The organism is Alteribacter salitolerans, assembly GCF_016901055.1.
Classification (GTDB): Bacteria; Bacillota; Bacilli; order Bacillales; family Salisediminibacteriaceae; genus Alteribacter; species Alteribacter keqinensis.
Genome location: NZ_JAFEUX010000019.1, coordinates 22,106 through 28,523, shown reverse-complemented (window position 1 = coordinate 28,523; position 6,418 = coordinate 22,106). Strand labels below are relative to the sequence as shown.

8 protein-coding genes, 1 rRNA gene and 1 other RNA gene are annotated in these 6,418 nt (G+C 44.7%); all 10 read right to left on the bottom strand.

The window, feature by feature from the left end; translation table 11 throughout:
• Positions 1 to 100 (bottom strand): 16S ribosomal RNA (locus JSY36_RS20105); the annotation flags it as partial.
• Positions 101 to 395: 295 nt separating this feature from the next.
• Positions 396 to 662 carry a pro-sigmaK processing inhibitor BofA family protein gene (locus tag JSY36_RS20100; RefSeq protein ID WP_122902043.1) on the bottom strand — a complete coding sequence of 89 codons (267 nt, stop codon included), beginning with the start codon at positions 660 to 662 and terminating at the stop codon, positions 396 to 398.
• 90 nt (positions 663 to 752) lie between these two features.
• A complete protein-coding gene (locus JSY36_RS20095) occupies positions 753 to 971 on the bottom strand; it encodes a YaaL family protein (RefSeq protein ID WP_122902045.1) in 219 nt (72 codons plus the stop codon).
• A 17-nt stretch (positions 972 to 988) separates the two neighbouring features.
• Complete coding sequence (gene recR, locus JSY36_RS20090) at positions 989 to 1,585, bottom strand: recombination mediator RecR (RefSeq protein WP_122902047.1); 597 nt, start codon at positions 1,583 to 1,585, stop codon at positions 989 to 991.
• Between the two features lie 224 nt (positions 1,586 to 1,809).
• Entirely contained in the window at positions 1,810 to 2,121 is a 312-nt protein-coding gene (locus JSY36_RS20085; RefSeq protein ID WP_205167732.1) for a YbaB/EbfC family nucleoid-associated protein, read from the bottom strand.
• Positions 2,122 to 2,157: 36 nt separating this feature from the next.
• A complete protein-coding gene (gene dnaX, locus JSY36_RS20080; RefSeq protein ID WP_122902051.1) occupies positions 2,158 to 3,858 on the bottom strand; it encodes a DNA polymerase III subunit gamma/tau in 1,701 nt (566 codons plus the stop codon).
• 287 nt (positions 3,859 to 4,145) lie between these two features.
• An RNA gene (gene ffs, locus JSY36_RS20075) (signal recognition particle sRNA large type) lies at positions 4,146 to 4,411 on the bottom strand.
• A gap of 117 nt (positions 4,412 to 4,528) precedes the next feature.
• Positions 4,529 to 4,690, bottom strand: a complete 162-nt coding sequence (locus tag JSY36_RS20070) for a YycC family protein (protein WP_205167731.1) — start codon at positions 4,688 to 4,690, stop codon at positions 4,529 to 4,531.
• Between the two features lie 6 nt (positions 4,691 to 4,696).
• On the bottom strand, positions 4,697 to 5,209 hold the full coding sequence (gene tadA, locus JSY36_RS20065) for a tRNA adenosine(34) deaminase TadA (protein ID WP_205167730.1): 513 nt from the start codon (positions 5,207 to 5,209) through the stop codon (positions 4,697 to 4,699).
• Positions 5,210 to 5,510: 301 nt separating this feature from the next.
• Positions 5,511 to 6,416: an oligopeptide ABC transporter permease gene (gene opp4C / locus JSY36_RS20060; protein ID WP_205167729.1), complete on the bottom strand. Its 906-nt coding sequence runs from the start codon at positions 6,414 to 6,416 to the stop codon at positions 5,511 to 5,513.
• Between the last annotated feature and the right edge of the window lie 2 nt (positions 6,417 to 6,418).

Sequence of the window (6,418 nt, the reverse complement as noted above, 5' to 3'; positions counted from 1 at the left end):
CTGACGTCAGGGGAGCAAGCTCCCCATCAGTCCGCTCGACTTGCATGTATTAGGCACGCCGCCAGCGTTCGTCCTGAGCCAGGATCAAACTCTCCATAGAAAGTTTGATGTCTCTGACATCATTTAATTCATTCATTGACGGGATAATTTGTCATTATCCCACGTTTCACTTGGCTTTTTGTTTAGTTTTCAAAGGTCACTGTCTTTCGTTTGCCACCGTGTCTTTCGCGGCGACAAGTAATAATATATCATCTGCAGTTTTTTAAGTCAACAAGTTTCATAAACTTTTTTATTTTTATTCTCTTTTTTAAAAGTAGACGTTTCCTGTTCACCACTTTGAACTGCTCAAACAATATACCAGACCAGCCGCCTTGTGACAACTTAAGATTTAAAGATTAAGGCATGATTGTCATGTCAATCAGTAAGAGTACGATGATGCCCGGTATTCCGAGAAAGCCTGTAACAGCTGCAGTAAAGACATTAATAGGAAGCTGATAGTCAAACAAAGATCCAAAAGCATTTAAAAAAAATAAAAACAAAGCACCGATCAGAATTTTGATAGCACCCTGCCCGATCCACCGGAGAGGTTTCATCGGCGCTCCTAATATAAGCAGCAAAAAAATGCCTGCTCCAAGAAGAGATAATACAAAGATAGGTTCCATTACTCCTTCACACCTTTGCTCTTTTTTAAGGCCTGACCACTATGACAAGCCTATCTCTACTCTATGCAGACATTTTTATCAGCAGAACTGTCACCGGATCTTAGAGGTCCGTCTGTGACGAATCTCTTTTAATAGAAAAAGATACTTCGCTTCTGTCAGTTTGGATTTATATAGAAGGTGATCCTGGTAATCAGAACTGTGGGCAAGCATGGCCTTTTGCTGATCGAGACTTTCCTTTAGTCCATCAATCTCTTCGAGGAGACGCTCGTCTCCTTTACGGCGAACCTTTCTTTTTTTACGGAAAAACATGATGTCCTCCTTTTAATCTATAGCTCTCTTCTACCCTCAATTGCTTTGGAGAGAGTTACTTCATCTGCATATTCAAGGTCACCGCCGACAGGCAGTCCGTGTGCAATTCTTGTTACCTTTATACCGGTAGGCTTTACAAGACGTGAAATATACATCGCCGTGGCCTCTCCTTCAATGTTGGGGTTCGTTGCGATGATTACTTCCTGAACGGTGTCATCCTGAAGTCTTTTTAGCAAGTCGGGAATATAGATGTCTTCGGGTCCTACGCCATCCATAGGAGAAATAGCTCCGTGGAGAACGTGATACAGACCGGAGTATTCGCGCATTTTCTCCATTGCAATTACGTCTTTGGATTCCTGGACAATACAAATAATAGATTGGTCCCTGGCTTTATCATCACAGATCCGGCACGGGTCCGTATCGGTAATATGATGGCAGACAGAACAGTAGGTAAGGTTCCTTTTCGCGTTTACCAAAGCTTTTGCAAAATCGAGGACATCGTCCTCTTTCATATCCAATACATAAAAAGCCAGCCTTGCAGCGGTTTTCGGACCGATACCCGGCAGGCGCATGAATCCCTCAATCAGTTTTGAAATCGGTTCTGGGTATTGCAAGTGAATCCACCTTCCAATATGAACAAAAGTAGAGTCAGGCCTGCTTCTGTTCATGTATTAGCGGCCTGCAGTATACGGTTCACCCGGTCATCAGTCACCTTACTTTGACGCATAGCGGGTTTGCCCATTGTCTGACCAGCCTTATTACACTCTGTTTTTTCAGTCAGATATATAGTAATACGGGGCTCGCTCAAAACTTTGTGTGAGCCAGCCCCATTTCATCCTTAAAACATTCCCGGTAGGTTCATTCCTTTAGTGAATTTGCCCATTCTTTCATTAATTAGTTCATCTACCTGAGTAAGAGCTTCGTTGGTAGCGGCTAAAACGAGGTCTTGCAGCATTTCTACGTCGTCAGGATCGACAACCTCCTCGTTAATCTGGATGTCCACCACTCGCTTTTCACCAGTTACTACAACTGTGACCATGCCCCCGCCTGCAGTTGCCTGTACTTTTTCTTCTTTTAACTGCTCCTGCGCTTTTGTCATTTCCTTTTGCATCTTTTGCATCTGCTTCATCATATTACCCATGTTTTTCATCTTTAGTTTCCTCGCTTTCGTTTAGTTAAAATTCGTTTATTCTTTTACTTCCACCAGGTCTTCACCCATAAGCTTGATAGCTTCTCCTACGACCGGGTCTTCCTCTTCCTCGCCTTCGTCCCCACGCTGTTCTTTAACAAAGGTATCCTTTGTTTCTTCCCAGTGGATGGTAAGGATCGTAAGCACGGTAATTTGTTTACCTGTCACCGATGAAAGAACGTCTTCAACAATTGACCGGAACTTCGTATCAATCATATCGCGGTGCATTTCATTTTTAAAGGCCAGGACAACTTTATCGCCCGAACTTGCAACTGGCTTACAGTCACTCAGCCAGGCAGAGGCAGGTACACTTTTCCCTTTAACCTGTTCTGAAATTTGTCCCCACTTACTTGTGAGAGACTGGAGTTCTGCCTTGCTGGCACCGGAGAGCATTTCCCTTACCCTGCCCATCTGACTGCGGCTTTTGCCGGCTGAGGCAGCACGGCTTCTTGGTACCGGCTTCTTTTGAGGCTGGGCATCGGCCTGTTGCACCCCGTTTCCTGCGCCTCCACCCGGGCTTGCCTGGAGCTGCTTAATTGTCTTTTCCAGTTCATTAACTTTTGAGACAAGTTGCTTTACCGTATCGGAATCAGCCCCTCCGGTTTCAGCAGGTTTACTCTCGTGACAGGCCCGCACTGCAAAGAGCTCAAGGAAAACCTTCGGGTGATTGGACCACTTCATTTCCTGCTGGAAGTGGTTTAACAGGTCCATGACTTTATAGATCCATTCGGACGGCAGTTCTTTCGACAGCGAGATGAATGTTTCATCTGCTGTCACCCTCTCCATGGAGTCTTTTAAAGACGGAGCCGTCCTGTATAATAGTAGATCTCTGTAGAAATAGATCATATCTTCTATGAAGCGGTTTGGATCTTTTCCTTCTTTTACTACAGCATCAATTGACGTGAGGGCTTTGGCTACGTCCTGTTCTTTCAAAGCCTGGGCAATATCGAATAAGAGTTGCTGTGAAACGGCTCCGATAATTGACAGCACATCCTGAAGAGTAACTGCCGACTCAGAATAGGAGATAGCCTGGTCAAGAAGACTTAAGGCATCCCGCATACCACCTTCAGATGCCCTTGCAATCATTGCCAGCGCATCTTCCTCGACAGCGATATCCCCAGCCTGGACGATCTCCTTCATTCGATTAATCATGGAATCAGGGGAGATTCGTTTAAAGTCAAACCGCTGACACCGCGAAATGATCGTAAGGGGGATCTTATGGGGTTCAGTGGTAGCCAGTATAAAGATGACGTGCCTCGGTGGTTCTTCCAAGGTCTTCAGTAAAGCATTAAAAGCACCTGTCGACAGCATATGTACTTCATCAATAATGTACACTTTATACTTAACTGCACTCGGGGCAAATTTCACTTTATCCCTTATATCCCTTATTTCATCGACACCATTATTACTTGCAGCATCAATTTCCATTACATCAACGATGGATCCATCTGATATTCCGCGGCAGGAAGTACATTGGTTACAAGGTTCCTCTACAGGTGCATGTTCACAATTTATTGCTTTTGAAATAATCTTAGCCGCACTCGTTTTACCGGTTCCACGAGGGCCGGTAAACAAATAGGCGTGGGAGAGCTTTTGTTGAACTAAAGCATTTTTTAATGTTGTCGTGATGTGCTCTTGTCCAACAACGTCCGACAGCACTCTTGGACGCCAGACGCGGTAAAGCGCTTGGTAACTCATGTTTCTCCCCCTTTAGGTCAATCCCTGAAGAGACTGAATGCATTCTGATAGTGTAAAAACACATTTGTTTGCTTCCTTCTTCTTTTACTCTCTTTATTATACCGGCTCATCTTCCCTTTTTCAAAACGATTCTTCCCGGAAGTTCATTTATTTCAATGGCTCTGTTCAGTCCGGATGAAAATCTTCGTGGCCTCGCGTCAGCACTGCAAGTGGCCGGAATCTTTTTACCCGCTCATAAAAAAGGACAGCCGCCTGTTATGCGACTGTCTTCTTCATTATGTATAAAGCCGTGCACCTTCCTTTGGGATTAACACCCCAGGCGTTACCTAAGCAGTTAGCTCGATCCAGGCGACTCCACGGCACACAGAAGGTACCGCTTAGTGCTGCTTCCTTCCGGACCTGACACGATTCACGGATTTCCGTTGCGTGGAACCCAGATGTCAACACCACTTACTTAGGTCAGACCCTACGATGCTAAAACCGGGGGAAGGAATTCGACCTCGCTATAGCGGATTGCGAGTACAGGGCACCGCTACCTCCCCGTCTAGCACGGCAAAGTTGATAACATATTTGGTCGCATCACTATCAGCGACGCAATTACTAGTATAATCGGTTTAGCCCTCAATTGCAATAGATAGGGTTTGTAAATATCTGTAATGTTTTCTGTCATTTATTCGTCTTCAGACTTTTCCTTTTTCGCTTCTTCTTCCTCAAGCTTTGCGATCTTCGCCATAATAATATGGGGAGGGGTATGCATGATATGCTCGATGGGCATATTTAATTTTTTTGACAGCACTTGGGCTGTTTCAAGTGAGAATTTGTTCGGCTGCACAAAACATCATCCTTTCTTTTCTTCCATAAATTCCGCCTTATTTCTTTTCTTACGTTCCCGAAGCTTCCGAAAAAACGAAGTAAGAAGGTTGGAACATGTTTCTTCCATTATACCTGAGGTTACATAAGCCTGGTGGTTAAAGCGCGGCTCGTCTGTCAGGTTCATGAGCGTTCCGCAACAGCCTGCTTTAGGATCGGCCGCCCCATAGACTACTCTTTCAATTCGGGATTGCACAATCGCCCCTGCACACATTGGACATGGCTCCAGAGTTACATAGAGCGTGCAGTCAACAAGCCGCCAGCTTCCGACAGCCTCACACGCTTCCTGAATTGCTGTCATTTCAGCATGGGATGTGGCCATTTGTACCGATTCTCTCAAGTTATGACCTCTCCCAATTACCTTGTTATCTTTTACGATTACAGCTCCTATGGGTACTTCGCCTTTATCTTCCGCTTTTTCAGCTTCAGCTACAGCCTCTTTCATCCAGCGCTGATCCGGGTCATTATTCCGCATGTACATTTTTTTATCCTCATTCTTTTACTTATTGCTTCGATTGTACTTGAATTCCCCCGACATCTCAACAGAGGGGCGGTTACATCCACGTCTGATTTTGTCTGAATTCCCCGGGAAATTTTGTTCATTTTTGAAAAATGCTGTTCTATCGGGAAATTTGCTTTGTTTGCTTATACGAAAACAACGAAACAAAAAAGCGCCGGATCCGCGCTTTCTGATGGACTTCATTTATTTTGAGTAAAGAAAAGGCCTGCATAACCTGTCCATTCATTGTGTTTGAAATAGAACAGGCTATGCGGCCTCATATTTATCTTGCTGATTTAGGGTTGAAGGCATCCTTGATTCCTTCCCCGATGAAATTGATAGCGAGGATCGTAAAGGTTATCGCCAGTGCAGGTGGCACCCAGATCCACCAGAATGAACGGATAACATGAGGCTGTCTTGCTTCCTGCATCATATTTCCCCAGCTTGGTGTACCTGATGGAACACCGAACCCTAAGAAACTTAATCCTGTTTCAACAACAATCATTACAGCTAAGAGTAAAGTAGCCTGTACGATGATCGTTGTCATAACGTTAGGTAATAAATGCTTTCGAATAACCTTTAATGGTGAGCCTCCAATGGAGATTGCCGCCATTACGTATTCGTTTTCCTTCTCAGACATCGTCTTACTCCGCACAACCCGCGCTGCTCCAGTCCAGGATAATGCACTAATTACGATAATAAGCGCCCATATCCCTGCATCACGGAAGATCGATGCAAGTACGATAACAAAAACGAGGAATGGAAAGTTCATTACAAAGTCCGTAAAGCGCATGAGTACTGCATCAACCCATCCACCGTAGTATCCTGCAATGGACCCGATAAATGTTCCGATGATAACGACAGAAATCATACATACAAAACCAATCGTCAGTGATGTCCTTGCCCCATATAAGAGAAGGGATAGAATGTCACGACCGGAATTGTCTGTTCCCAGCAGATATCCGCCTCCAGGAGGCTGATTACGGTTCATTATATCGACCCGGTTAGGATCAAACGGTGCAATGAACGGTGCCAGATAAGCAAGAATCGTTACAAGAACAAGAAATGCAATACTGATCATTGCCAGCTTATTTCGAAACAGTTTGCGGCGAGCAATCGCCCATGGGGATTGCTTTTTGGCCTTATTTTTCAATTCCTCTGCTTTTTGAGCATCTACAGTTGCTGCCATTT

What these genes read in the sequence shown, in the direction of transcription:
- JSY36_RS20095 (WP_122902045.1), bottom strand. Translation starts at nt 971, where the DNA reads ATGTTTTTCCGTAAAAAAAGAAAGGTTCGCCGTAAAGGAGACGAGCGT.
- JSY36_RS20100 (WP_122902043.1), bottom strand. Translation starts at nt 662, where the DNA reads ATGGAACCTATCTTTGTATTATCTCTTCTTGGAGCAGGCATTTTTTTG.
- dnaX (WP_122902051.1), bottom strand. Translation starts at nt 3,858, where the DNA reads ATGAGTTACCAAGCGCTTTACCGCGTCTGGCGTCCAAGAGTGCTGTCG.
- JSY36_RS20085 (WP_205167732.1), bottom strand. Translation starts at nt 2,121, where the DNA reads ATGAAAAACATGGGTAATATGATGAAGCAGATGCAAAAGATGCAAAAG.
- opp4C (WP_205167729.1), bottom strand. Translation starts at nt 6,416, where the DNA reads ATGGCAGCAACTGTAGATGCTCAAAAAGCAGAGGAATTGAAAAATAAG.
- tadA (WP_205167730.1), bottom strand. Translation starts at nt 5,209, where the DNA reads ATGTACATGCGGAATAATGACCCGGATCAGCGCTGGATGAAAGAGGCT.